Origin of the sequence: Saccharibacillus sp. WB 17 (assembly GCF_008634075.2) — a bacterium.
Classification (GTDB): Bacteria; Bacillota; Bacilli; order Paenibacillales; family Paenibacillaceae; genus Saccharibacillus; species Saccharibacillus brassicae.
In genome coordinates this window covers 73,290-99,641 of sequence record NZ_VPFK02000003.1, presented here as the reverse complement: position 1 = coordinate 99,641, position 26,352 = coordinate 73,290, and the positions used below count along the sequence as shown (strand labels likewise).

22 protein-coding genes are annotated in these 26,352 nt (G+C 58.3%); 1 reads left to right on the top strand and 21 read right to left on the bottom strand.

What is annotated here, in order from left to right; genetic code table 11:
- Positions 1 to 32: 32 nt before the first annotated feature.
- Both FTE24_RS01015 and FTE24_RS01010 read right to left on the bottom strand, forming a co-directional pair.
- The gene (locus FTE24_RS01015; protein WP_150230782.1) at positions 33 to 1,094 is read right to left on the bottom strand and encodes a GNAT family N-acetyltransferase; all 1,062 of its coding nucleotides are present in this window, start codon (positions 1,092 to 1,094) and stop codon (positions 33 to 35) included.
- A gap of 97 nt (positions 1,095 to 1,191) precedes the next feature.
- A complete protein-coding gene (locus FTE24_RS01010) occupies positions 1,192 to 1,650 on the bottom strand; it encodes a RicAFT regulatory complex protein RicA family protein (RefSeq protein WP_150230784.1) in 459 nt (152 codons plus the stop codon).
- Positions 1,651 to 1,987: 337 nt separating this feature from the next.
- Between FTE24_RS01010 and FTE24_RS01005 the strand changes: the two genes are divergently transcribed.
- On the top strand, positions 1,988 to 3,058 hold the full coding sequence (locus tag FTE24_RS01005) for a transglutaminase domain-containing protein (RefSeq protein WP_150230787.1): 1,071 nt from the start codon (positions 1,988 to 1,990) through the stop codon (positions 3,056 to 3,058).
- Positions 3,059 to 3,169: 111 nt separating this feature from the next.
- Here the strand turns inward: FTE24_RS01005 and pduL are convergent, their stop codons facing one another.
- The 19 genes from pduL to FTE24_RS00910 form a co-directional block, all read right to left on the bottom strand.
- Positions 3,170 to 3,742: a phosphate propanoyltransferase gene (pduL, locus tag FTE24_RS01000; RefSeq protein WP_150230789.1), complete on the bottom strand. Its 573-nt coding sequence runs from the start codon at positions 3,740 to 3,742 to the stop codon at positions 3,170 to 3,172.
- A 201-nt stretch (positions 3,743 to 3,943) separates the two neighbouring features.
- The gene (locus FTE24_RS00995) at positions 3,944 to 4,204 is read right to left on the bottom strand and encodes a stage V sporulation protein S (RefSeq protein ID WP_141449461.1); all 261 of its coding nucleotides are present in this window, start codon (positions 4,202 to 4,204) and stop codon (positions 3,944 to 3,946) included.
- 178 nt (positions 4,205 to 4,382) lie between these two features.
- Entirely contained in the window at positions 4,383 to 5,180 is a 798-nt protein-coding gene (locus FTE24_RS00990; RefSeq protein WP_150230791.1) for a TIGR00282 family metallophosphoesterase, read from the bottom strand.
- A 145-nt stretch (positions 5,181 to 5,325) separates the two neighbouring features.
- Positions 5,326 to 6,867 (bottom strand): ribonuclease Y, encoded by a 1,542-nt coding sequence (rny, locus tag FTE24_RS00985; RefSeq protein ID WP_141449459.1) that lies wholly within the window; start codon positions 6,865 to 6,867, stop codon positions 5,326 to 5,328.
- Between the two features lie 313 nt (positions 6,868 to 7,180).
- On the bottom strand, positions 7,181 to 7,981 hold the full coding sequence (locus FTE24_RS00980; RefSeq protein ID WP_150230794.1) for a regulatory protein RecX: 801 nt from the start codon (positions 7,979 to 7,981) through the stop codon (positions 7,181 to 7,183).
- Positions 7,982 to 8,145: 164 nt separating this feature from the next.
- Positions 8,146 to 9,207, bottom strand: a complete 1,062-nt coding sequence (gene recA / locus FTE24_RS00975) for a recombinase RecA (RefSeq protein WP_141449457.1) — start codon at positions 9,205 to 9,207, stop codon at positions 8,146 to 8,148.
- Positions 9,208 to 9,527: 320 nt separating this feature from the next.
- A complete protein-coding gene (locus tag FTE24_RS00970) occupies positions 9,528 to 10,796 on the bottom strand; it encodes a competence/damage-inducible protein A (RefSeq protein WP_150230796.1) in 1,269 nt (422 codons plus the stop codon).
- A 154-nt stretch (positions 10,797 to 10,950) separates the two neighbouring features.
- Positions 10,951 to 11,538, bottom strand: coding sequence for a CDP-diacylglycerol--glycerol-3-phosphate 3-phosphatidyltransferase (pgsA, locus tag FTE24_RS00965; protein ID WP_150230798.1), 588 nt, complete (start codon positions 11,536 to 11,538; stop codon positions 10,951 to 10,953).
- Between the two features lie 168 nt (positions 11,539 to 11,706).
- The gene (locus FTE24_RS00960) at positions 11,707 to 12,198 is read right to left on the bottom strand and encodes a YajQ family cyclic di-GMP-binding protein (RefSeq protein WP_141449454.1); all 492 of its coding nucleotides are present in this window, start codon (positions 12,196 to 12,198) and stop codon (positions 11,707 to 11,709) included.
- 54 nt (positions 12,199 to 12,252) lie between these two features.
- Positions 12,253 to 13,365 carry a helix-turn-helix domain-containing protein gene (locus FTE24_RS00955; protein ID WP_150230800.1) on the bottom strand — a complete coding sequence of 371 codons (1,113 nt, stop codon included), beginning with the start codon at positions 13,363 to 13,365 and terminating at the stop codon, positions 12,253 to 12,255.
- A 67-nt stretch (positions 13,366 to 13,432) separates the two neighbouring features.
- Positions 13,433 to 14,200, bottom strand: coding sequence for a YmfK family protein (locus FTE24_RS00950; protein WP_141449452.1), 768 nt, complete (start codon positions 14,198 to 14,200; stop codon positions 13,433 to 13,435).
- 155 nt (positions 14,201 to 14,355) lie between these two features.
- On the bottom strand, positions 14,356 to 15,132 hold the full coding sequence (ymfI, locus tag FTE24_RS00945; protein ID WP_150230802.1) for an elongation factor P 5-aminopentanone reductase: 777 nt from the start codon (positions 15,130 to 15,132) through the stop codon (positions 14,356 to 14,358).
- On the bottom strand, positions 15,132 to 16,412 hold the full coding sequence (yfmH, locus tag FTE24_RS00940; protein ID WP_141449450.1) for an EF-P 5-aminopentanol modification-associated protein YfmH: 1,281 nt from the start codon (positions 16,410 to 16,412) through the stop codon (positions 15,132 to 15,134). Before yfmH ends, ymfI begins: the two co-directional genes overlap by 1 nt.
- A gap of 2 nt (positions 16,413 to 16,414) precedes the next feature.
- The gene (yfmF, locus tag FTE24_RS00935) at positions 16,415 to 17,701 is read right to left on the bottom strand and encodes an EF-P 5-aminopentanol modification-associated protein YfmF (RefSeq protein ID WP_150230804.1); all 1,287 of its coding nucleotides are present in this window, start codon (positions 17,699 to 17,701) and stop codon (positions 16,415 to 16,417) included.
- A gap of 221 nt (positions 17,702 to 17,922) precedes the next feature.
- Positions 17,923 to 20,775, bottom strand: coding sequence for an FtsK/SpoIIIE family DNA translocase (locus FTE24_RS00930; RefSeq protein WP_237401573.1), 2,853 nt, complete (start codon positions 20,773 to 20,775; stop codon positions 17,923 to 17,925).
- 237 nt (positions 20,776 to 21,012) lie between these two features.
- The gene (locus tag FTE24_RS00925) at positions 21,013 to 22,695 is read right to left on the bottom strand and encodes a ribonuclease J (RefSeq protein ID WP_141449447.1); all 1,683 of its coding nucleotides are present in this window, start codon (positions 22,693 to 22,695) and stop codon (positions 21,013 to 21,015) included.
- Between the two features lie 397 nt (positions 22,696 to 23,092).
- Positions 23,093 to 23,977, bottom strand: coding sequence for a 4-hydroxy-tetrahydrodipicolinate synthase (dapA, locus tag FTE24_RS00920; RefSeq protein ID WP_150230808.1), 885 nt, complete (start codon positions 23,975 to 23,977; stop codon positions 23,093 to 23,095).
- A 47-nt stretch (positions 23,978 to 24,024) separates the two neighbouring features.
- Complete coding sequence (gene dapG / locus FTE24_RS00915; RefSeq protein WP_141449445.1) at positions 24,025 to 25,245, bottom strand: aspartate kinase; 1,221 nt, start codon at positions 25,243 to 25,245, stop codon at positions 24,025 to 24,027.
- Between the two features lie 16 nt (positions 25,246 to 25,261).
- Positions 25,262 to 26,305, bottom strand: a complete 1,044-nt coding sequence (locus FTE24_RS00910; RefSeq protein ID WP_141449444.1) for an aspartate-semialdehyde dehydrogenase — start codon at positions 26,303 to 26,305, stop codon at positions 25,262 to 25,264.
- Positions 26,306 to 26,352: the final 47 nt, after the last annotated feature.

The following is a 26,352-nucleotide window of genomic DNA, read 5'->3' as shown; positions in this document are numbered from 1 at the left end:
GAATATGATATTATCATTATGACACACTCGAATTATTTGTCAACCCTGCACCGCTGAATCGTACGCAGGTCCAATCCCATCTGATACAGGTCGACCGGCTCGCCTTCGATGATCAGTGCTCCGCGCATGATGCCTTCCAGCTTGAACCCGATCGAACGGTAGAGCCGGTAAGCGCGCTGGTTGGACGCCTGAACGGTCAACTCGGCGCGAACAATATGGCGGCGCGCCGTCCATTCCAGCATTTCCGCGAACAGCTGCCGCCCGAGCCCATACCCGGTATGAGCTTCCAGAATACCGATCACGATATAGATCGTATGCTGGTTCCGCCGGACTTTGCCGCCGGTCGCTTCCAGATAGCCGACGATGCAGCCGTCGCTTTCGGCGACGAGCATCAGCGAGTTGGAACTGCGCAGCAGACCGCGAATCTGCTCCAGCTGATCGCCGTCGGTCATGCGCCGCTCGCCCGGTTCGTACAGCATGGAAGTCGTCTCGCGGTCGAGCTGCTTTTTCATTGCGAGCAGTCCCTGGCTGTCGCGCAGCTCGACCCGGCGTACGATCGGAGGCGCGGCGTGGACGACGCCGCTCCCGCGAGCGGACGAGCCGGCTTCGCTCTCCGGCAGCTTCTCCAGCATGAGCCGGTCCAGACGCCGGATGCCGTTCGTGCTGGCGCCTTCGGCCCAACAGCAGGCGTAATAGTCGGACTCGACCGCTGCGACGCGAAAGCCGGCCTGCTGGTACGCCGTCAAGCGGTCGGTCTGCCAGCTGCCGACATAAGCCATTACCCGGCGCACGCCGCCTTGCCGCAGTTCGCCGCATACGGCGTTCAGCAGGCGGACGAATCGCTGCGCTTCTTCTTCGCCGTGGACGGCTCCCGCCGCGTTGGCGATCTCCGCTTCTTCCGCGCCGATCCTCAGGCAACCGACCGCCGCCCGGAGCTCTCCGCCGAGACTCAGCGTCCACCACTGCGCTTCGTGCAGATACGTTTCGATCCGCCACGTCAAAAGGTCTCCGCTGTCCAACAGTTCCCGCGGCAGCTCGCCTGGCTGCGGCTCGGCTTGAATGATTTCGTTCCCGCTGATTCGATCACGTTCCATAGGGTCCGCTCCTCTGCAATCGTCGCTTTTTGGTGCAAAAACAAAAGACGCGGAGAAGATCGCCCGCGCCTGCTTGGCTTACGCCCCGAAGTTCAGCTCAACCGCAGGAAGAAGGCGGGCTGTCCGCCCCCCGTTCCACGGCAATCTTCTCGGATACGGTATCGTGGATAGCCGACACGATCATCTGCAGCAGATCGTTGATCTCGACCTGTCCCTGCTGGTAATCGCCCACGATCGGAATTCCGTCGAGTTCGTCTTGCAGCTCGCGCAGCTCCGCTTCGATCATGGCCGCCATCGTTTTATTTTTCATCGCTTCGAACGCGACAACTTCCTTTTGTTTCTTTTTAATCGTCTGGATCAGGGTTTGAATCCGTTCGTGACCTTGAATTTGCCGTTCGGCCTGCTGGAACACCCGGACTTCTTCGCTGGAAGAGACCAATCCGGCCAATTCCCGGGCTTTGCCCAAAATGTCTTCCCGGTTCCACAACGCGGCGGAATTTCCGGCTTCGGTGCGCGGCGGGACGTTTCCCTGGCTTGCGCTGCCTTGTATCGTCATGCGGTTCGCTCCCTTTCTCTGCTTCGGCGGCTTCTGCTGCATGCGCGCCATTTATCGTATGGACCCCGGATTCGGCGAATGCCGGGCTTGATCTCGACAGGTACGGTTCGGCTTCGATCGCTTGACCTGCGTCGCTGCCAACTTTTGATCGTTACGGTAAAAAATTATATCATACTGCCATGCGTCATTCCATTCGTTTCGCGCGGGCCAAGCTTTGAAATTCGCTTTTTGCTTTTTTGCAACTTTGGGGCCCTTTATGCAGTATACTTGAAAAACGACTGAAAAGCCTGCTTGATCGACAAGCATAACCCGGTTTCAGCCTTTAGGAGGAACATTGTTGAAAAAGAAACGTATCGCCTTGACGCTCGCAGCGGCGCTGGTCGGCTCGGCCGCCGTGCTGCCGTCTTTGCCGTATGCCGCATCCGCCGCGACGTCCGACCCTTCGGTCATCGCCACGATCTCGGCCGCGCTGGAACAGAAAAAAACGACGTTCACCGTTAACATGAGCAGCGCCCAATACTCGCGCCTGAGCAGCCTGCTCGACGGCGCTTCCGTCAAAGCCGAACCGTATACCCGCTATACGCTCGATCGGATCGATACGCGGGCCAGCGTGACCGGCTCCGGCGCTTCGGTCCGGTTCACGGTATCGTACCTGGAGAACAAGCAGCAGACCGACTACGTCACGGCCCAGGCCAAAGCCACGCTCAAAACGATCATCAAGCCGGGCATGACCGCGGAAGACAAAGTCAAAGTCATTCACGACTATATCGTCAAGCGCTTCGCCTACGACGACTCGATGACCCGCTACTCCGCCTACGAAGGCTTGACCAAAGGTACGACGGTCTGCCAGGGCTATACGCTGCTCGGCTACCGGATGCTGACGCTGGCCGGCATTCCGACCCGCATCGTGGAAGGCGAAGCCGGCGGGCAAAACCATGTATGGAACAAGGTCAAGCTCGACGGCAGCTGGTATAACCTCGACATGACCTGGGACGACCCGACGCCCGACCGCAAAGACGAAATCTCCTACACGTATTATCTGGTCACCGACAAGCTGCTCGCCCGCGATCATGCGTGGACGCGCACACATGTGCCGGCGGCCACTACCGATTATCGCGCGAAGCTGACCGAAAAAGCGAAAACGAGCGCCAAGTCCCGCAATCTGCTGGCTTCCATAGGCGGCGAGATGACCTCGACGACGGCCGCGCTGCAGCAAAAGGTGCTCAAAGCGATCGAACGCCGCTCGGGCGACTTGAGCGTCACGCACGATTTCGGTTCCGCTTCGCCCCGCGGCGAGCTGGATCGGATCATGAAAGCCTGCCTCGCCACGGCTGCCGAGCAGGTCGGTTACGCGTTCAAAGTCGCCGACAACGGCACGGCCGTCGTCATCTTCACGTTCGATTATTGAGGCCGCGGATCTGCCTGCCAATCAATAAAAGGGATCGCCCGAGGGCGATCCCTTTTTGTATGACCGGGTATGCACTTGTATGATTTCGAAACGGAAACGGCCGTGAAGCTGTTATCCGATGATTTCGGCCGTGTCGCCCGTTTTCGCCAGAACGGCGTTCGCTTCGTCGGTATCGATATGCATATCGAGCGCGAACGAATCGGAGACGCGCGCCACGACGTTTTCGAATACGACGCCGCGGTCTCCGCCGAAGCGTACTTTCAGCATTTGCTGATCCTGAATGTCCCATTTGGCGGCATCGGACGTATGGAAGTGGATATGGCGGGCAGCCACGATTACACCTTCTTCGATCTGCACTTCGCCGGCCGGTCCTTTGATCAGGATGCCCGGCGTGCCGGACGTTTTACCCGATTCGCGCACCGGAGCTTTGACGCCCAGCGCGAACGAATCCGTCTGCGAGATTTCCAACTGGGTCGACGGACGGGCCGGTCCCAGAATGCGGACTTTCGGGAACGTGCCTTTGGAGCCCACGACTTCCACCGTTTCGTTGGCGGCGTATTGGCCGGGCTGCGACAAAGCTTTCATTTCCGTCAGTTGATATCCTTGTCCAAACAATTTCTCGACATGTTCCTGGCTGAGATGGATGTGACGTGCGGACACGCCTACAGGTACGATTTTACTCATTGCGAGTCACTCCTTTTGTTTTCTCTATTTTATGCGTCGATCGGTAGGGCATACTTAAAAATACCCGCGCAGGCTCTATTATACACCTTCCCCGGCAAAAGAAAAAGTCGGATGGCAAGGGAGATCCGCGCCAAAAAGACGTCTTCCGCCTGCCCGGCGAAAGCCCGTCTCTTCGGTCTACCCTCTGTATGCGGTCGTGCTTTACCTCGGTTCTACGATCAATTTGATAGCCGTCCGTTCTTCTCCGTCGATGATGACGTCGGTAAAGGCCGGAATACAAATCAGATCGACCCCGCCGGGCGCTACGAAGCCCCGCGCGATGGCTACTGCTTTAACCGCTTGGTTGATGGCTCCCGCCCCGATCGCCTGAAGTTCGGCGGCTCCTTGCTCGCGCAGCACGCCCGCAAGCGCACCGGCAACAGAATTGGGATTGGACTTGGCAGAAACTTTTAATACATCCATGAGCAGGTACCTCCTCTGGGAAGAAGTGATAAACAGTAGTGTGACATCCAGTGACGGAAAGCAGCGGATACGGCTTGAATGGCTACTTCGTAACAACTATTCGCGACACGTACTTAAAATCCTTCTTTTTCGAGGCAGAACGACAAAATATTGCGAAATTTTGAAAGGTTTCGAGTCTTTATTCCATACGGAACTGGTCTTCCATCTGGCGGATTTTTTCGATTTTGCGCGCCTGCCCGGTTTCTTCGTCGATATCGACGTAGACGGCGTGGAAATGCCATTTGCCGTCTTCATCGACGTTGAAGCGCGAAGGCATCTGCGTCTTGAAGCGGTACAGCACGCCTTCCTGCTGCATGCCGAGAATGCCGTCGCGCGGACCGACCATGCCGGCATCGGTCAAATAAGCGGTTCCGCCCGGCAGGATACGGTCGTCGTTGCTCTGCACATGCGTATGCGTGCCGACGACGAGCGAAGCGCGGCCGTCAAGATGCCAGCCCATCGCGATTTTCTCCGACGTGGCTTCGGCATGAAAATCGACCAGGATGCATTTATGGTTCCGGCGCAGCTCGTCCACGATCTCGTCGGAAGCGCGGAACGGGCAGTCGATAGCCGGCAGAAACGTGCGCCCCTGCAGATTCACCATCGCGAGTTCTTTGCCGTTCGCTTTGATGACCGTATACCCCCGGCCCGGCGTACCCGGCGGAAAGTTGGCCGGACGAATCAGGCGCGGTTCGTCGTCGATGAACTCCAAAATTTCTTTGTTGTCCCACGTATGGTTGCCCATCGTAATTCCATGCACGCCGAGTTCGAACAGCTGTCTGACGATGGCATGGGTAATGCCGCGTCCCGAAGCCGCGTTTTCGCCGTTGGCGATAATGATATGCGGGTTATATTTCGATTTGAGGTAAGGCAGCATTTCCTTGACCGCGCGGCGGCCCGGACTTCCGACGATATCGCCGATAAAAATCAATTTCATTTCTGTCTTCCTTTCTGTCTCCCGTCCGATTCCTTCGGACAAGAAGAAACGGCTGCTCCGTCCCGTGAAGGAAAAGCAGCCGTTTGCTTGGGTGTAAGTGGATTGCTGCGAACGGCAGGTCGCGCCTTACGACGCGGCAGCCGTTCTATTTGGCATATTCGACCGCCCGCGTCTCGCGGATAACGGTTACTTTGATATGCCCCGGATAATCGAGTTCGCTCTCGATTTTCTTCGTGATATCGCGTGCCAGCTTGAAGCTTTCGGCATCGCCGATCCGATCCGGTTGGACCATGACGCGAACTTCGCGGCCCGCTTGGATCGCGAAAGACTTCTCGACTCCATCGAACGACTCGGAAATCTCTTCCAGCTTTTCGAGTCTGCGGATGTAAGTCTCGAGCGTCTCGCGCCGTGCTCCCGGTCTTGCCGCGGACAAAGCGTCCGCCGCTCCAACGAGCATGGCAATGATCGAAGTCGCTTCGGTATCGCCGTGGTGCGAAGCGATACTGTTGATAACGACGGCGTGCTCTTTGTACTTTTTGGCCAATTCGACGCCGATTTCGACGTGCGAGCCTTCGACTTCGTGATCAAGCGCTTTGCCGATGTCGTGCAGCAGGCCGGCGCGTCTTGCGAGCGTCACGTCCTGACCCAGTTCTCCGGCCATCAGGCCGGCCAGGTAAGCCACTTCCATCGAGTGCTTGAGCACGTTCTGCCCGTAGCTCGTACGGAAGCGCAGACGGCCCAAAATCTTGATCAGGTCCGGGTGCAGGCCGTGCGCGCCGACTTCGAACGTCGCTTGTTCGCCGTATTCGCGAATGCGCTCGTCCACTTCCTTGCGCGACTTCTCGACCATTTCTTCGATCCGGGCCGGGTGAATCCGTCCGTCGGCCACAAGCTTCTCAAGTGCCGTACGGGCGATTTCGCGGCGGATCGGGTCAAAGCCCGACAAAATAACGGCTTCCGGCGTATCGTCGATGATCAGGTCGATGCCTGTCAGCGTCTCGAGCGCACGGATATTCCGTCCTTCGCGGCCGATGATCCGGCCTTTCATTTCTTCGTTTGGCAGCGAAACGACAGACACCGTCGTCTCGGCCACGTGGTCGGCGGCGCAGCGCTGAATCGAGAGCGAGATGATCTCCCGGGCTTTGCGGTCCGCTTCTTCCTTGGCCTGCATTTCGATGTCTTTCATCATTTGGGCGGCTTCGTGTCTCGTTTCCTGTTCGACACTGCTCAAGATGATGCTTCTTGCGTCGTCCGTAGTCAAGTTGGAGATCCGTTCCAATTCGGCCAACTGCTGCGCAAGCGTTCTTTCGATCTGCTGCTTGGTTTCTTCGATGCGTTTCTCTTTGTTAGCCACTTGTTCTTCTTTACGTTCAAGCGATTCCAATTTTTTATCCAGCGACTCTTCTTTCTGCAACAATCGTCTCTCTAGTCGTTGATTTTCATTCCGACGTTCACGAATGTCTTTTTCAGCTTCGGTTCTGATTCGATGCACTTCGTCTTTCGCTTCGAGAACCGTTTCTTTCTTCAGTGCTTCCGCATCTTTTTTCGCGTTTTCCACGATTTGTTCAGCGGCCTGCTCCGCACTGGAAATCTTAGCTTCAGCAAGAGATTTGCGAATAAAATATCCGATCACGAACCCAAAGAATAATGCGGCTGCAACGAGAATCGCGACCCAGAAATTTGGCATTTCTGCTCACCTCCTCGTTCGTTCCTCCAAGGTATTCCTCGGGATAAAGCTTTTTTGGTTTTCATACCCTCATTCATCCATTCAAGGCTCGGTCCCAAGACCGTTCCCATAAGGCAAGACGACCGAAAAAAAGTCGCTGCCGATCCCGCTTTGGCAAGCGGGGGAGAGTCAATTAGGCAGAACTCAGGGATGCGCAGCGCATTTTTGGAAGGAAAAAGGCTTCTCACTCCACTGACGTTCCTCATTTATTGTAGTCTTCGTCAAAAGTTGTTGTCAAGCTATTGCCAAATTTGTGCGCGGATAATAAGCCGGATCAATCGAATTCCGTTCCGAGTTCTTCCGCATCTTCGCCTTCGCGGCTCAAAGCGAGGTCCAGCGCCCGGCGCGCAATATCGCTGGAAAAGCCTCTGCGCATAATGAAAGCGGCCGTTTTGCGCTTGCGATCCCACAGGTCTCCCTTGGTCGTACGCCACTTTTTGGCCGCCAGTTCTTCCGCGCTGCGCAGTTCGTCGTCTTCACCCAGCGCATCCAGCGCGTCGTCGATCAGCTCCTGATCGATGCCTTTGCGCTTCAGTTCCTGCTTCACGAGCACTTTGCCTTTTTTGCGCCCCGTCACCCGCTGCTGCGCCCATTCCTGGGCGTAGGAAGCATCGTCGATCAGATTCTCTTCCTGCAGCCTGTGCACCGTGTCCGCTGCCGCTTCCGGATCGATCTCTTTCTCCAGCAGCTTCTGCTCGATCTCGCCCGACGTGCGCGCCTTAAAGCTCAAAAAATTGATGGCGTGCGCATAGGCAATCTGCCGTTCGTTGTCACGCACGATATTATCGAGCGCTTCTTTGTCAAAAAAGCTGCCTTTGGTCATGCCATAACGAACCATCGTCGATTCGTGCACGGTGATATAATGCGGACCGAAATAGATCCGGTAACTTTGGCGCGGACGCCGCAGCAGTTCGACCAGCGTCACTTCCTGCGTTTCTTCTTCGGGAAAATCGCCCAGATTGTTCAGCCGTTCTTCGTACGATCTTTCATTTTTGCTTTCGCTATCGCCCTCGTCGGAGTTTGTGCGCCGGTTTGAATTTCGACTGCTTCCGTACGGTTTTCTTCCAAAGCTCATACAATCCCTCTTTTCTTCGATCCTGTGCCAAATTCGATTTTTCAAAAAAGCTGGTTAAAAGAAAAAACTCCAGCCGCATACGGGCCGGAGCTCTTCATCTTATTCGAAAGATTTATTCGAACGACTTATTCAACCGGATCATTCAAACGACTTTGCAGCCGTTGTTACTCGATTTCGAGCAGTTCTTGTTCTTCGTCCGCTTCGGCCTTTTTCTGAGCTTCGGTCGGCTCTTCGACAAGCGTAATCAGATTGCTGGCCTGGCGAATCTTCGTTTCGATCGCGAGCGAAATTTCCTTGTGGTCTTTAAGGAATTGTTTCGCGTTCTCGCGGCCTTGCCCCAGACGCTCGCCCGAGTAGGAATACCACGCACCGCTTTTTTCGACGATGTCCATCTCGGTTCCCATATCGATCAGGCTACCTTCTTTGGAAATGCCTTCTCCGTACATGATATCCACTTCCGCTTGTTTGAACGGAGGTGCGACTTTGTTCTTCACGACTTTGATACGTGTCCGGTTGCCGACGATATCGTTGCCCATTTTGATGGACTCGATGCGGCGCACGTCAAGACGTACGGTCGAATAGAATTTCAGTGCGCGTCCGCCCGGCGTTGTCTCCGGGTTACCGAACATAACGCCGATTTTTTCGCGAAGCTGGTTGATGAAGATCGCGATCGTGTTCGACTTGCTGATGGCTCCGGACAGTTTGCGAAGCGCCTGAGACATCAGGCGGGCTTGCAGACCGACGTGGGAGTCGCCCATTTCGCCTTCGATTTCGGCTTTTGGCACGAGAGCCGCTACGGAGTCGATAACGATGATATCGACCGCGCCGCTGCGTACGAGTGCTTCGGCGATTTCAAGGCCTTGTTCGCCGGTATCCGGCTGCGAGAGCAGAAGCTCGTCAACGTTAACGCCCAGGTTATACGCGTACTTCGGATCGAGCGCGTGCTCGGCGTCGATGAAAGCGGCTTGTCCGCCTGCTTTTTGCACTTCGGCTACCGCGTGCAGGGCAACGGTCGTTTTACCCGAAGATTCCGGTCCGTAAATTTCGATAATCCGTCCGCGAGGCATTCCGCCCGTTCCCAATGCCACGTCCAGAGCGATGGAACCGCTCGGTACGACCTCGACGTTCATGTGTGTCGATTCTCCAAGCTTCATGATGGAACCTTTTCCGAATTGTTTCTCTATTTGGCGAAGCGCCATATCCAGCGCAGCACGACGATCTGACAATATATCCACACCCTTATCTAATTGGTTTTGTACGTCTTCTGTACCTCTATCATAACGCTTTTGGACGGGTTTGCCAAGCTTTTTTTCGAACATACATTCGTATTTTTCCCGAACGGCTTTTTCCCTCTCCGACGCGGTCTGCAAAGCTAAAAAAACCCCTAAGTCGCAAAAAGAACCGCAGGCGAGTCTGAGGTATCGCCGCGGTTCTTCCGTATGTTTATTATACCAAAAAAGTCAGGTGCGGTCAATGTAAAAGCGCTTTGCTGCGCGGTCTGCGGCAGATTTCCGCACCTTTTTTCGCCTGCTGTTTTCCTGTGAAATCAGTCCTGCTTCTCCGCCTGCAAAAGCCGAAGCCACAGCCGGTACAGCAGCGTCTTCGTGGACCGCTTGCGCACGGTGTCGCGGTTGCCCTTGATAAGCAGTTCGAACACTTCCGTCTCGCCGCCCCGTTCGGAGATGCCGATATAGACGAGCCCGGCCGGCTTGCGCTCGGAGTAGCCCGGTCCGGCCACTCCGGTGACCGACAGCCCGTAGTCCGTATCCGTGATCATGCGGATCTGTTCGGCGAGCACCTCCGCCACTTCGCGGCTCACCGCGCCGGGCGCGTTCTCGCCTTCGAGGTAATCGTGCGGCACGTTCAGCAGCTTCTCCTTCATCTCGTTGGAGTAGCAGACGATGCCGCCTCTGAGCATGGCCGCGCTGCCGGGCACGGTAGTCAGGCTTTCCATGACCATGCCGCCCGTGCAGCTCTCGGCCGCGCTTACGTTCAGTCCAAGATCCGCCATCATCTTCACGATCGTCTCTTCGATCGCCACGTCGTCGCTCGCATACATATGCTGCGGCAGCCGGCTCTGGATCTGCACTTCGAGCGCGGTCAGCTTTTTGTCGGCTTCCTGAATGTCGTGCGCCTTCGTGGACAACCGGATCGCCACTTCGCCTTCTTTGGCATAAGGCGCGATCGTCGGGTCCGTCTGCGCGTCGATCAGGTCCAGCAGCTTGTCTTCGAGCGCCGATTCGCCGATACCGGCAAACTTCAGGATGCGCGAATACAGCGGCATCTCGTCGGTCAGCACCTGATGCAGCAGCCATGGCTTCGCTTCGGCCTCGAACATCGGCTTGAGCTCGCTCGGCGGGCCCGGCAGCACGATGTAATGATGGCCGGTCTCGTCGCTGATCGCGACGCCCACCGCAAGTCCCGTCGCGTTCGGCAGCGGGGTGCAGCCGTCGATCACGAGCGCCTGACGCTTGTTGTTGTCGGTCATCGGCACGCCGCGGTCCGCGAAAAACTCCGCGATCTTGTCCATGGCCGGACGATCGTTCCGTAGTTCCCGGCCGAGCACTTCGGCGATCGCGTCCTTCGTCAGATCGTCCTGCGTCGGTCCGATGCCGCCCGAAAAGACGAGTACGTCCGCACGTCCCTGCGCCTGGCGAATCGCTTCCTTGAGGCGTTCCTTGTTGTCTCCGACGACGGTCTGGAAATAGACGTCGATACCGAGCGCGGCCAGCTCCTGCGACAAATACTGGGCATTGGTGTTGACGATCTGGCCGAGCAGAAGCTCGGTCCCTACTGCGATGATTTCGGCTTTCACTACGCGTCACGCTCCTTATGAAGATGTGGGAATGGGGAAACAGCTTACGCATTCGACTGTTTCAGCAAATGACGGTTCGTCATTTACTGAAAGTCTCGCTTACGCATTCGACTGTTTCAGCAAATGACGGTTCGTCATTTACTGAAAGTCTCGCTTACGCGTTCGACTGTTTCAGCAAATGACGGTTACGTACAAAGTAATCGACGCCGGTGTAGACGGTGACAATGACGGCGGCCCAGATCAGGATCGTATCGGCCGGGAAAGACCAGATCTCGAACGGGAGGTTGTTCAGCAGCAGCACGACGATGGCCGCAATCTGGAGAACGGTTTTGATCTTGCCTCCGGAGCCGGCGGCCATGACGGCGCCGTCGAGCAGCGCGATCTGGCGCAGGCCGGTGACGGCGAATTCGCGGCTGATGATAACGATCGCCATCCAGGCGGCCAGTTTGTCCATCTGCACGAGCGAGATGAACGCCGCGGATACGAGCAGCTTGTCGGCGAGCGGGTCCATCAGCTTGCCCAGATTGGTCACCAGGTTGCGGCTGCGCGCGATATAGCCGTCGATGCCGTCGGTACACGAAGCGACGATGAAGATGATGCACGCGATCAGCTGGCCCCAGCCCAGCTCCACTCCGTGCCAGACGATAGGCTCCGGCAGAAAAGGCAGTTCCGCGAGGAGGAAGACCATCATGACCGGAATCATGAAAATTCGGCTGAGCGTAATACGATTGGGAAGATTCATTTGTGCATCCATTCCTTCCGATCGAGCCTTCGCCCGATTTCTCTTTTCAACCTTACAAGTATAATATCCGAATGTTAGGGTGTCAAAACGTCGACGGCTTCTCTCCGCGCCTGCAAAAATGCCCTCCGTTTCCTTGGGGAAACGAAGGGCATGCTTCGTGCGACGGTCTTATTTGAAGTTGGTGAATTGCAGTTCGATCGGCAGTTCGGCTTCGCGCAGAAGCTTCATGACGGCCTGGAGATCGTCCCGGCTTTTGGACGTGACTCTAATCTGATCGCCCTGAATCTGGCTTTTGACTTTGAGCTTGGAATCGCGGATCAGCGTATTGATTTTTTTGGAGCTGTCCGATTCGATGCCCGACTTCAGTCCCAGCTTTTGACGGACCGTATTCAGCGAAGCGGTCTCGATTTTGCCGAAATCCAGGTTTTTGAACGGGACGCCGCGCTTGATCATCTTCGATTGCAAAATGTCGATGACCGCGCCGAGTTTGTACTCGTCGTCGGAGATGATCGTCAGCGAGTCTTTGTCCAGTTCGAAGCTGGTCTTGGTTCCCTTGAAATCGAAGCGGCTCGTAATTTCGCGTTCCGCCTGATCGATTGCGTTTTTCAGTTCCTGCATATCCATTTTGGATACGATATCCATTGAATTTTCAGAAGCCACGGATCCTCTTCCTTTCGGGTGGAATTAATTAGTTATTGAAATTAGTTATTGAAATCAGTTCTTCAAATTAACCTGCAGGCGGGAAGTCGTCTTGCCGTCAACAATCGGCTGTCCGTCGACTCTGATATCCGTTACGGGCGAGTAGCCAGATTTGATATACAGACCCTGCGCGTCGAGATCGAACGACATCGATTCGCCTTCCTTCGTGTTCTGGTAGTAGAGCTTCTCGCCGCTCGTGCTGCCGCGATACACTTCCAGCCAGCTCATGCCGCTTGCGTTGATCGTGACTTTGACCGGCGTTCCCGCAGCGGCAGGCTGCGCGTCGAAGATCGTCGTCTTGCCCTGTTGGCCGGCCGGCGTGACAAGCGTTGCCCCGGTCGTGTTCGGAGTGCCCGTCTCCGCAGGCGTTTCTTCGCCGGTCGTGCCGGCTTCGTCCGGAGCTGCCGGATCTTCCGTCGGCGTTCCTTCGGTTCCTTCGGTCGGTTCCGCGCCTGTTCCGCCTTCTGCGGTACCCGTGTCGGCCGGAGGCGTCTCCGTCGTAGGAGGCGTCTCTTCCGCCGGCGTCTCTTCCGCTGCCGGAGCTGCCGGATCGGTTGTGGCCGGAGCCTGCGTGCCGCCGCCCGTCGTATCCGTTGGCGTCGTGTCCGCAGGGGCAGGCGTCGTCGTCGCGCTGTCCGCAGGCTTCGTCGTCGCCGCCGTATCCGGCGTCGTATCGTCGCTGGCCTGCGTATCGTCTTTGTTGCTGTTGACGTATACGATGGCCACGATGATCAGGATCAGGATCGGGAACGTCCACATCAGCGCCGTCGACAGCCCTTTGCTGCCTTCGCCGCGTCCGCCCGGACGTCCGCTTCCTCCGCCCGAACCCGCCGCTGCGGCCGTACGGGCCGAACGTTTGGTCAGCACCGGTTCCATGACGTTCTCCGGCTCGGCGGCCGGCACGTCCTTCGGATGGTTTTGCAGCAGCGCTTCCGGATCGAGTCCTACCGCTTCCGCATACGTCTTAATAAAAGCACGGACGTAAAAACTTCCCGGCAGAACCTTGAAATCCCCCTGCTCGATCGCTTCCAGATAACGTTTGCGGATTTTGGTCATTTCCTGCACGTCTTCAAGTGACAGCCCTTTTTGTAAACGGGCTTCTTTTAACTGCTGTCCCAGATCGGACATTCCGTTCATCCCTCCTTGTTGTATGCAAAGCCTGTGGAAACGCTATTCCAAGCAAGGCTTCATTTCCCTAGATGTCGTCGGTATAACTCGTGGCGAACGTGTCGTAAATGATCTCTTCGTCCGGCGTGCTGCGCAGCTCGATAATCATATCGAACTGCGAATGGTCGTATTCCGACTCGCGCATGAAAATATCCGGATGCTCGATCACTTTGGTGCAAGGCATCGCCATGATTTCTTTCAACAGCTGGTAATGTTTCTCGTTCGAGCGGATCGTGCTGACGATGCCGTCGATAATAAATACGTTGTTCGGGTTCATCTCTTCTTCCGACATTTGGCTCCGCACCGTCTGGCGCAGCAGCGTCGACGAAACGAACGTCCAGTGCTTCATCGCGCATACGCTGCCGGCAATGATGGACTCCGTCTTGCCGACCCGCGGCATGCCGCGCAGCCCGATCACCTGGTTGCCTTCGCGCTTGAACAGTTCCCCCAGAAAATCGACCAGCAGGCCGAGTTCGTCGCGCGTAAACCGGAACGTTTTGCGGTCGTCCGAGTCGCGCTCGATGTACCGGCCGTGGCGCACCGCCAAAATGTCGACCAGCTTCGGCGGGCGCAGGGCCGTCACCGTGACGCTGTCGACTTTTTTGAGCATGGCGCCCAGCAGTTGAATTTTCTCGTCGTCCGTCGTCTCCAGCAGCATGCCCCGGGTCCGTCCTTCGACGCCGTTGATCGTGATGATATTGACTTCCAGCATGCCCAGAATCGACGCGATGTCCCCGAGCAGGCCCGGCCGATTCTTATGTATGCGATATTCCATATACCATTGTTTGGTTTCCATGATCCATCCCACTTCCGTGTCGCGCGCAATTTTAAAGGCTGAAGCCGGTCCGAGCCCATGACTCCAACCTTTGTCTAATGATATTAAAAATGCCGTTTAAACGCAAGAAACAGATTCTTCATCTTTGAGCGGGGCGTCGGGCTTCGCGCCGGGCCTCAGGTGACCCATCCGCCGTTCGGGCTGAGAATCTGTCCGGTCATGTACGCCGACTCGGGCAGCGACAGGAAACGGACCGTCTCCGCGATCTCGCGCGGTTCGGCCAGTCGTCCGACCGGAATTTCTTCCGCCAGCGCGGCCAATTCTTCCGTAGACAGCGCATCGAGCATCGCCGTGCGCACGGCTCCGGGAGCCACCGCATTTACCGAAACGCCCGACAGGGCAAGTTCTTTGGCAAGCGCCTTGGTAAAGGCGTTGATTCCTCCTTTTGCCGCCGAATAGACGACTTCGCAGGAAGCGCCGGCCAACCCCCAAACGGAAGAGATATTAATAATCCTTCCGTATTTGCGGGAGACCATTTCTTCCATGAACGCCTGGCTGCACAAAAAAGTGCCTTTGAGATTGACTTCCATCACGCGGTCCCATTCTTCGTCCGTCACGTCGCACAGCATGCCGTAATGCGAGACGCCGGCGTTGTTGACGAGCACGTCGGGCACGAAGCCCGCCGATTTGAGCTCGTCGCGCATGCGCAGCACTTCGGCCCGGCTGCGCACGTCGGCGCGCGCGGTCAGCACTTCGGCCGCTCCGAGCGACGCGCAGCGGTCCGCGGCCGCGCGCACCGCTTCCGCCGAAGACGAATAATGCAGCGCCACCCGGCATCCGTCCGCGGCAAAACGTTCGGCGATTGCCGAACCGATCCCGCCGGACGCGCCGGTCACGAGGACGGCCGTGCCGGACGGCTTGCGCCGCCCGGCCTTTTTTTCCCCGTCCGGCATCACGCCCCGCGTACCACGGATACGGCGCGGCGATCCCAGCGGACATGCTGACGCAGCCGCGTATTGACGTCTTCGAGCGTCATGTCCTCGTAAATCTTCAGAATCGCGAACAGGTCGCCGCCGCGGAACTTGTAGCGGGTAAACTCGTGCGCGATACTCTCGGGCGAGTTCAGCATGCGCAGATAACCGCCGATTTTCTTTTTGCGCGCGCGTTCGAACGCTGTCGCTTCGAAGCCGCTTGCCGCCAACCGCTCCGATTCTTCGCGAATGCGTTCCATCAGCAGTTCGGGATCGCGCGTGTCGCCGCCGATGACGGAAAAGGCGTATTCGGGCGTAGCGCGGAAATCGCCGCCGAAACCGTCGGTGATCAGCGCTTCGTCGTACAGCTTCTCGTACAGCGGCGTACTGCTTCCGAGCAGCAGGTCGAGCATCACTTCCGTCGTCAGGTCAAGCTTGACCAGCTCCGGTCCGTCCACGTTCGGCGCCGATTCCTTGAATCCGAACAGGCACTTGGGCAGCGATACCGGCAGGTTCAGCTCTTTGCGCTCCTGCGCCACTTCTTCCGGTTCCGGGTCGAAGAAACGTTCGATCTCCGCCTGCGGGCCGTAGTTTTTGGACGCCTGATTGGCTTTGACCTGCTCGATGACCTGCTGCGGATCCACGCCGCCCACGACGAACAGCAGCATGTTGCTCGGATGGTAGAACGTGTTGTAGCACGCGTACAGCGTTTCTTTGGTAATCTCGCCGATCGATTCGATCGTGCCCGCGATATCGATATGCACCGGATGCACTTTGTAGAGCGCTTCGATCAATCCGTAATACACGCGCCAGTCCGGATTGTCCTGGTACATCTGGATTTCCTGTCCGATGATCCCTTTTTCTTTTTCAACATTCTCGTCGGTAAAATACGGATTTTGCACGAAATCGATCAGCGTCTCCAGATTCTCCGAAATTTTCTCGGTCGCGGAGAACAGGTAGGTCGTCTGGTCGAAGCTCGTGAACGCGTTGGACGAAGCGCCCTGCGTCGAAAATTTCAGGAACACGTCGCCTTCCGGCTCTTCGAACACTTTGTGCTCCAGAAAATGGGCGATGCCGTCCGGTACCCGGTGTTCTTCCTGACCGGCAACCCGAAAACGGTTATCGACCGAACCGTAATTCGTCGAGAACGTCGCGTACGTTTTCTGGAATCCTTCTTTGGGCAGGACGTAGACGCTGAGCCCGTTATCCAGCTTTTCGTAATACAGCGTTTCCTGCAAATGCTCGTAGACAATGCGCTCCATCGTTATTCCCCCTCTTTTCCGGTCAAAAAGTAAATGGTGTCCAGACGGAAGTTTTGCGCGGCGACCGCAACCTGCTCCGCCGTCATGCTCTCGACCTGTTCGATCAGCTCGGTCACCGCGCGCTCGCGGCCCGACAGCCTTCCGCCGAAATCGTGCTGGATCATCTGGAACGCCGAATCGCGCACTTCGCGCAGATCGTTGCCGAGCATCGCTTTCGTCTGGCCGAGTTCGGTGTCCGTGATCTCGCCCGCTTTCATCGCGTCGAGCTGTACCCGGATAATGTCCAGCGCCCGTTCGTAGTTGCCGATCTCGATGCCCGACTGGATCGTGCCAAACGCTTTGTGCGGTTCGTACTGCGACGACGCGTAATAGGCCAGGCTCGCTTTTTCGCGCACGTTCTGGAACAGCTTGGAATGCGGATACCCGCCCAGCACGCCGTTGTACACGAGCGCCGAAGCGTAACGGTCGTCCGCGTAGTCGATCGACGTTTTGAACCCGATATTGAGCTTGCCCTGCGACACGTCCATCGTTTCTTTGACGACGTGCGGATTGCCCGCCCCTTCGCTTTTGGCGCTTCTGGCGTATTCGTGCGGTTCGTGGCCGGGTCCGGCGACGTCGAAATACCGGTGCACGATACCGCGCACTTCGTCAAGCGTCGTATCGCCGACCACGTACAGGTCAAGCGTCGCTTCGGACAGCCATTTGCGGTACGATTCGTGCAGCGCAGGCGCGTCCAGATGTTCCAGCGCCTCGCGTTTGCCGAGCGCGTTCAACCGGTAAGCTTCTCCGGCAAACATCTCTTCCACGCAGCGCGAACCGGCATAGCGGGCTTTGTTGTTAATGATCGAGTCGAGCTTCTTGCGCACGTTGTCGCGTTCGGCGTCGACGAATTTATGCTTGAACACACCGCTTTCCAGCGCGGGCCGGGTGAGCGCTTCGCCGAGAAAAGACAGCGAATTCTCAAGCAGCGACTCGTCCGTGCTCACGAAAGCGTCGTTGATCGTGTCCATGCGAAACTGGACGATCTGGCTGCCGTCGCGCTTGTATACGTCAAAGCCGAAGCCGGCTCCGTACAATTCTTCGAGCCGCTCGCGAAACAGCATCGTCTCCGGGTAGGAGGCGCTGCCGCGGCGCAGCACGAACGGCGTCAGCGCGATCGGCGTCACGGTCTCTTCGCGGAGCGGGGCTCCGGCATATAGGGAAACGGCAAACGTCTTGAACCGCTTGGTCGGCATTACGTGAATGCGAATCCGGCCTTCCGCTGCCCGTTCAAATCCGGTCGTACTCATTGACATCACTCCTTAGGCTTTCGGCGGATTCCGCTCGATGATGGGGTTGCTCTAATTCTCTAACCATTCTTGACTATTCTAACTCACCGCCGAGAGCGGAATCAACTCGAAGCAGGGTCGGATCGGGCTCACGGCGGGAAAACAAAAAAAGATTCCTTCGTCCGCAGCGCGCGGGAAGCGCGGATGCGAACGAAGGAATCCGGGGTCGGGGCGGCAGCCAATCAAGAATTGGCTGCCGCCCGGCTTGCCTGCAGCTGCTCGATCGAGATCAGCACCTCGCGCGGCTTGCTGCCCTCGTAAGGGCCGACGATGCCGCGGGCCTCCATAGCATCCACCAGACGTCCGGCGCGCGTGTAGCCCACTCTCATGCGCCGCTGAAGCAGCGATACCGAAGCCTGCTTGGCTTCGACGACGATCTGCACGGCTTGATCGTACAATTCGTCCATCGCTTCTTCGGGGTCCGGCGCGTTGTCGTCGATCTCCGGCACGAGCGCCGTATCGTACTCCGCTTCCGCCTGGCCGCTGCAGTAGGCGACGATCTCCTCGACTTCGTTGTCGCTGAGGAAAGCGCCCTGCACGCGGACCGGCTTGGACGCGCCCATCGGCATGAACAGCATGTCGCCGCGGCCGAGCAGCTTCTCCGCTCCGCCCATGTCGAGAATCGTCCGCGAATCGACCTGCGACGAGACGCCGAACGCGATCCGCGACGGGATATTCGCTTTGATGACGCCGGTAATGACGTCGACCGACGGGCGCTGCGTGGCGATGATCAGGTGGATCCCGGCGGCGCGCGCCATTTGCGCGAGACGCGCGATCGCGTCTTCCACGTCGCCGGCCGCGACCATCATGAGATCGGCCAGCTCGTCGACGATGACGACGATGTACGGCAGAATGGCGGACGGATTGTCCTTCATCAGCGTATTGTAGCCTTCGATATTGCGCGTCGACGATTTGGAAAACAATTCGTAGCGCTTTTCCATCTCGACCACGATCTTCTTGAGCGCAAGCGAGGCGCGGCGCGGATCGGTGACGACCGGCGCAAGCAGATGCGGAATGCCGTTATAGACGTTCAGTTCGACCATCTTCGGATCGACCATAAGGAACTTGACTTCGTCGGGCTTCGCTTTGTACAAAATGCTGGCGATGATGCCGTTGATACAGACCGACTTGCCCGAACCGGTCGCTCCGGCCACGAGCAGATGGGGCATCCGGGCCAGGTTGCCGACGATCGTCTGGCCGGAAATGTCCCGGCCGAACGCGACAGTCAGCTTGGACGGCGCTTCTTCGAAGACGGGCGAATCCATCACCTCGCGCATCGTGACCATGGACACCTCGTTGTTCGGCACTTCGATGCCGATCGCGGACTTGCCCGGAATCGGCGCTTCCATCCGGATGTCCTTGGCCGCAAGCGCCAGCGCGATATCGTCGGTCAGTCCGACGATCCGGCTAACCTTGACGCCGACGTCGGGCTGGATCTCGTAGCGGGTTACGGCCGGGCCGCGGACGACTTCAAGCACCCGGGCGCGCACGCCGAAGCTTTCGAGCGTCGTCTCCAGCTTGCGCGCCGTCTGCATGTAATCGGCCTGGTTCGCCGCCGACGAAGTATCTTCCTTCGGCATGGCCAACAGACTCAGCGGAGGCAGCTTGTACGGCTTGGGCGGCGGCTTGATCCGCTCGCCTTCGGCGACTTCCAGCAGTTGGCCCGCCGCGGCCGGAATAGAAGGGTCGCCGCCTGGCAGCGGGAACAATCCGCCGTCCGAAGGCGACTCCGCCATTCCGGCTGCGGCCGCGCCTTCGGCCGAAGTCAATTCGGTCGGGGCAATACCGACCGCAAGAGCCGCTCCCGGCAGCGGGACTGCCGCTTCTTCGAAATCTTCGTCGTCATCCGCGGGCGCCGCATTCGGCGCGGCGGATGGAACGTCGATTTTTTTCTCCGCGCGGATATGCTCGAAGAAATCGCGGATGATCGGCGCGTGACGTTCCGGTTCCGGCGAACTCTTCGCGCCACTTGCCGGCGCCGCCGCCTCGGGGTACGTAGTGTCCGGCAGCACTGCGCCGATCGGCGCGGCGCCTGCGGCATCATGCGGGTGGGCAGGCCGGCCCGGTTCGGCCGGCACCCGGTAGGCGCCGATCCGGTCGGCTTGCTCCGGCGGCGATTGCGCACCTTCCGGCTCCGGTTCTTCGACCGCTTTGCGCCGGCGGCCCGGCAGCGACAGCGGTCCCCGGCGCGGCTCGATCTCTTCGCCGGGCTCAAGCTCGGGCTCCGGCCGCGCCGCGCGTCTGCGCTCGGCGGCTTCCGCTTTGTCCAGCGCCCGAATCTCGGCCTGCCGCTCGGCTTCGAGCCTGCGCTCTTCCGACGCGGCGCGCTCTTCCTTGAGCCGCGCTCCGGCCGAACGCGCCGCTTCGCCCGCCTTGCGGCGAACTCCGTTCATCAGGTCCACGTAGGACCGCTGCGTCACCAGCATCAGGCCGATGATCAGCAGCACGGCGGCAGCGAGAATCGCTCCCGGCATGCCCACCATCAGAAACAGCAGCGACAGCAGCAGCGCTCCGAAGTAGCCGCCTCCGATCGGACGGAGAAACGGCGTCGTCTCGCTCATCGGCCCGTCCGGGGCGATCAGCGAACGCTGCAGGTCGCTTTGGGCGGCGGCCAAAATACCATTGGCGCTCATCTGCCCTTCCAGCTCCGTGTGCGACTGCGCTTCCACGATCGACAGCGTCAGCACGCCGGCCAGCGCGATCAGCACAAGGCCCGACTTGCGGGAGCTCCATCCGTAAGGAATGCCCCGCCGAATCATCAGATACAGGCCGATATAGACGCCGAGCAGCGGGATGATCGCATACGCTTTGCCCAGCACGAGTCCGAAGCCGGCCGACAACAGCTGACCGATAAAGGCTTGTCCGGACAAGCCGATGACCGACAGCGTAATAAGAACGATGCCGTAGATTTCATATTTGAGGGCGCTGCCGAGCGCACTGCTCTTTTTTTTGCTGTTTTTGGTCGAGGCCGCACGGCTGCCGTTCGCGCGGGGCTTGCCGGCGGCACGCGTTCCCGTCCCTTTTTTCTGAGCCAATCCCAATCCCTCCTGCCGTTGACACGCTCTCCCCATAATAGCACATAAGTTCGCCAAAAGGCAGGGAAAACCGCGGCCTTCGCACGCTCTCTCACGTTTCCTTTTCGGCGGCAAAAAAGAAAAAACAAAAGCAAACACAAAGCAAAACAAAAAGCCCTTTCCGGCGGGAACGTTCTGTTCCCGGGCCGAAAAGGGCGATCACGCAGCCTGTCGATCGTCGATCGACGGCGCGGCTTGTTACACTTCCATGATGATCGGCAGGATCATCGGACGACGGCGGGTCTGGTCGAACAGGAAACGTCCGAGCGAATCTTTGACGCCCGATTTGAGCGAAGCCCATTCGTTGACGTTCTCGCTCATGAGGCGCTGCAGCGTGCTCGTAACGACGCGGTTCGCTTCGTCGAGCAGACCTTCCGATTCGCGCACGTAGACGAAACCGCGCGAAATGATGTCCGGACCGGATACGATGCGTCCGTCCTGCTTGCTGAGCGTCACGACGACGACCAGGATGCCGTCCTGGGACAGCAGCTTGCGGTCGCGCAGAACGATGTTGCCTACGTCGCCGACGCCGAGGCCGTCGATCAGCACGTTGCCGGAAGGTACCTTGCCGGCTTTGCGCGCTTCGCCGTTCTGGATCTCGACCGTATCGCCGATGTCGATCAGGAAGATGTTGTTCGGGTCGATGCCGACGCCTTCGCCGAGTTGGGCGTGCTTGCGCAGCATACGGTATTCGCCGTGGATCGGAATAAAGAATTTCGGACGCATCAAGTTGAGCATGAGCTTCAGCTCTTCCTGCGAACCGTGACCCGATACGTGAACGCCTTTGTTCGAACCGCTGTAGATGACTTCCGCTCCGAGGCGGAACAGCGCATCGATCGTGCGGCCGACGTATTTCTCGTTACCCGGTACCGGCGTAGCCGCGATGATGACGGTGTCGCCCGGCAGGATATCGACTTTGCGGTGCGTCGAGCGCGCCATGCGGCTGAGCGCCGACATCGGCTCGCCCTGGCTGCCTGTGCACAGGATCGCGACGCGGTCGGCGCCGATCCGGTTGATCTCTTCCGGCTCGATGATCATGCCTTCCGGAATTTCCAGGTAGCCGAGTTCCGACGCGATGGCTACGACATTGACCATGCTGCGTCCGATGACGACGATCTTACGGTCGGTAGCGATCGCCGCGTTGACGACCTGCTGAATCCGGTGCACATTGGACGCGAACGTCGCAACGACTACGCGCTGGCGCGCTTTGCGGAAAATGTCTTCCAGCACGATGCCGACGCTGCGCTCCGAAGGCGTGAAGCCCGGCTTCTCGGCATTGGTGCTGTCGGACAGCAGGGCGAGAACGCCTTTTTGACCGATTTCGGCCATGCGCTGCAGATCCGCGAATTGATCGTTGACCGGCGTGTGGTCGAACTTGAAGTCGCCCGTGTGCACGACGTTGCCTTCCGGCGTCTCGATCGCGACTCCGACAGAGTCGGGAATGCTATGGTTCGTCCGGAAGAACGTAGCCGTCAGCGTGCTGCCGAGTTTCAGTTCGGAATCGGCGTCGATCAGGATACGCTTCGTCTCGCCCAACAGGTTCGCTTCGCGCAGCTTGTTCTCGATCAGGCCGAGTGTCAGCTTTGTCGCGTACAGCGGAACGTTCAGGTGCTTGAGGACGTACGGCAGACCGCCGATATGGTCTTCGTGGCCGTGGGTGACGATGATGGCTCTGACTTTATCGCGATTCTCGGTCAGATAGCTGATGTCGGGAATGACCAGGTCGATTCCGAGCATGTCTTCTTCCGGGAATTTCAGGCCTGCATCGATGACGACGATATCGTCGTCATACTGTACGACATACATGTTCTTACCAATTTCGCCAACGCCGCCCAGAGCGAAAATCGTCAGCTTCTCCGTAGTATTGTTTTTCTTTACCAAGATGGATAGACCTCCTAATTATTAGTGTTTTGTTTGTTTTATAAGAGTTGGACGTTTGCTATTTTTCCGGTTTTTGGCATAGCTCGAACAAGGACTTGCACCGTTATGGATTCGAGAGGGCTTTTGGTACACAAAAGCCGCCCGATGCCAACTGATCAAGCCGATGCACGAACCTCCGTCAAATATGGTTCGTGTTGTTTTTCTATAACCCGCACCCAGTCACTTGCGTCCATTATACATGAATGAAAACCCAAAATACAAGTCGAAAGCCCTCTCATTCCCTGCCGGAACCGTTCAAAAGGCCTGTTTTGGCCCGATTTCATCGTGTTTCGGACACGCAAAAAAGCGCCGTTTCCTGTAATGGAAACGGCGCTGGAACCTTCAAAAAAATCTGTTTTCAGGAAAATTCGGCCATAAAGCGTTCGATATAACGTTTCTCTTCGTCCGTCGCGTCGAGCAGCGGCAGCCGTACCCCGCCCACGGCGTACCCGCGCAGCGTCAGCGCGTATTTGACCGCGACCGGATTGGGTACCGGATGCGGACAGGCGAACAGTCCTTTGAATACCGGCAGCAGCAAATGGTATACGCGGGTCGCGCCGGCCGCGTCGCCGCCGGCGTGCGCGGCGAGCATATGGCTCATGCGCTCGCCGACGACGTGGCTTGCCACGCTGACGATGCCGTACGCCCCGACGGACAGCGCCGGCAGCGAAGCGGCATCGTCGCCCGAATAGACGCGGAAGCCTGCTGGGGCGTTGGCGGCGATATAAGCGACCTGGTCAACCGGCCCGCATTCCTTGACGGCCACCACGTTCGGCAGCTGCGCCAGGCGCAGCGTCGTCGCGCCTTCGAGGTTCGAAGCCGTCCGGCTCGGCACATTGTAGAGCATGACCGGAAGACTCGTCGCCTGCGCGATCGCCGCGAAATGCGCATACAATCCGGCCTGGTTCGGCCGGTTATAATACGGCACGACGAGCAGCACGCCGTCGGCGCCGGCTTGTTCCGCTTCGCGGGTCAGCTCGACGCTGTGCTGCGTATCGTTGCTGCCCGTTCCGGCAATGATCTTGCAGCGTCCGGCCGCATGCCGCACCGCAATCTCAAGCAGCTTGATTTTCTCTTCGTCGCTCAGCGTCGGCGATTCGCCCGTCGTGCCGAACACGACGATCGACTGCGTCCGCTGCCGCTCGATCAGCATATCGATCAAAGCGGGAATATGCTCCCATGCCACTTCTCCGTGCTCGTCGAAAGGAGTGACCATGGCGGTGATCAATCGTCCGAAATCCATTTTTCATTCGCTCCCTCTGCGTGCTCTATGGTGGGTGTGCTTATCGCTTAACGATGCAGTTCGAATCTGGCGTGCAGCGCTTTGAGCGCTTTGACCATATCGTCTTTTTTGACCAGAACCCAGATCGTCGTATTGGAGTCGGCCGACTGCAAAATTTGCACGTTTTGCATCGTCAGCGCTTCGACGATATGCGACATGATGCCCGGAACGCCGTTGATGCCTCCGCCGATAACCGAGACTTTGGCGCATCCGCTGAGCGCGCGCGGCTCGTAGCCGATCTCCCGCAGCGCGGCCAAAGCCCGCTCCGCTTCCGTGTCGAACACCGTGTAGACGGCGCCGACCGGCGTCACGTTGATAAAGTCGACGCTGATCGCGTTCTCGGCCATTGCCTTGAACACGTTCAGCGACAGCTGGCCGCTCGGGTCCGGCTGTTCGACCGTAATTTGTGTAACGCTGCTCACGTAGGCGATGCCGGTCACGAAACGGTCGATCACGCCGGCCGATACGTCCGCGAAATTCTCCGGATGCGTGACGAGCGTGCCTTCTTCTTCGGAAAAGGTCGAACGGACCCGCACCGGAATTTGCGCCTGCATGGCGATCTCGACGGCACGCGGATGAATGACTTTGGCGCCTTGGTAAGCCATGTTGCAAATCTCGGTGTAGCTGACCACTTCGAGCGGCTTGGCATCTTCCACCAGGCGCGGATCGGCGGTCAGAATACCGTTCACGTCCGTATAGATGTCCACGATCTCCGCATGCAGCGCGGCGCCGAGCGCCGTCGCCGACGTGTCGCTGCCGCCCCGGCCGAGCGTCGTGAGATCGCCGTATTCGTTCTGTCCCTGGAACCCGGTCACGATGACGACACTGTGGTCCTGCAGTTCGCGCAAAATACGCTCGGGGCGCATCTCCAAAATCCGCGCGTTGCCGAAATGGCTGTCGGTCATGAAGCCGGCCTGCGCTCCGGTCAGTACGGTCGCGTCAATGCCTTCCTGATGCAAAATGCCGCAAAGCGTAGCCGCGGAGATGATCTCTCCGCAGCCCATCAACAAATCTTTTTCTTTGGCCGGCAGCGATTTGCCGCTCGTGCCTGCCGCCCAGCCGAGCAGCGTGTCGGTCGCGTACGGATCGCCGCTGCGTCCCATTGCGGACACGACGACGACCAGTTGATAACCGGCAGCCAGCTCCCGCTGAACGTGGCGAACGACGTGCGCTCTCGCTTCTTCCGAAGACAGCGACGTCCCGCCGAATTTTTGAACCCGAATAGCCATGGTCTCTTCCTTTCGTTTAGGCCTGCTGCGAACGAGCCGCAATGATTTCCGCGATTTGCACGGCGTTCCACGCCGCGCCCTTGAGCAGATTGTCGGAGACGATCCACAGATTCAGCCCGGTCGGCGAATCGAGGTCGCGGCGCAAACGGCCCACGAACACGTCGTTTTTGCCCGCGGCGTCGGTCGCCAGCGGATACGCCTGGTTGGCCGGATCGTCGATCACGGTCAAGCCCGGCGCGTTTTCGAGCAGCGAACGCACTTCGGCCAGATCGTATTCCGAACCGAGTTCCACGTACACCGATTCCGAATGGCCGTACACGACCGGGATACGCACGCAGGTCGCGGTTACCTGAATCGACTCGTCGCCCATAATTTTTTTGGTTTCGTTGATCATCTTCATCTCTTCGTACGTAAAGCCGTTGTCCGTGAACTTGTCGATCTGCGGCACGGCGTTGAACGCGATCTGATGCTTCACCGGCAGCGAAGCGACAGGAAGCACGTCCGGGTTGACCGGCTCGCCGTTCACGATCGCTTTCGTCTGGCGGTTCAGCTCGGCAATCGCTTTGGCGCCCGAACCAGATACCGCCTGATACGTCGATACGATGATCCGTTTAAGGCCGTAGCGGTCCTGCAGCGGCTTCAGCGCGGCCACCATCTGGATGGTCGAACAGTTCGGGTTGGCGATTACGCCGTTATGCTCGAAAATTTTCTCCGCGTTCACTTCGGGCACGACCAACGGAGCGGTCGGATCCATCCGGAAAGCGCTCGTGTTATCGATGCAGACCGTGCCGCGCTTGATCGCTTCCGGTACGAGCGCCTTGCTGACGTCCCCGCCCGCGCTGAACAGCGCGATCTGCACGCCTTCGAAGCTCTCCGGCTTCGCTTCTTCGACCGTCACGTCCTCGCCCTTGAACTTCAGCTTGCTGCCCGCGCTTCTCGCGGACGAAAGCAGTTTCAAGGTCTTGATCGGGAAGTTGCGCTCTTCGAGCAATCTCAGGATTTGTTCGCCGACCGCACCGGTCGAGCCGACTACGGCTACGTTAAACGTTTCATTCGACATCTGGCTTGTCTCTCCTTTATATGGGGCAAAATCGCTAAACATCAAGG